The sequence below is a fragment of the Peribacillus sp. SIMBA_075 genome (assembly GCF_046534585.1).
In genome coordinates, this window is record NZ_JAWRYN010001268.1 from 1 (window position 1) to 248 (window position 248).

General features: G+C 34.3%; 1 protein-coding gene. It reads left to right on the plus strand.

What is annotated here, in order from left to right; all coding sequences use genetic code 11:
- The first annotated feature begins 144 nt into the window (after nt 1–144).
- Nucleotides 145–240 (plus strand): DUF3948 family protein, encoded by a 96-nt coding sequence (locus SB775_RS32420; protein ID WP_001060007.1) that lies wholly within the window; start codon nt 145–147, stop codon nt 238–240.
- The last annotated feature ends 8 nt before the right edge of the window (nt 241–248 follow it).

Consider the following 248-nt stretch of genomic DNA (forward strand, 5'->3'; position numbering starts at 1 on the left):
CAACAACTATTCGAAAAGGAGCGGATTCATATGATGAACACGATGAAAACGAACAATTTTTTAAATACAATGGGCATGGTATTTTCCGCTCTAATCGATGCAAAATCTGTTGTTTCTACATTAAACAAGTAAGGAGAATTCATCATGAATAACATCACTTTTAACAAATTAGATTTTTTAGGACTAGCTAGCGGCTCTCTCCTTCTTACTGCTTTTATTTACGCTGCTACGCTTGTATAACTTTGTGT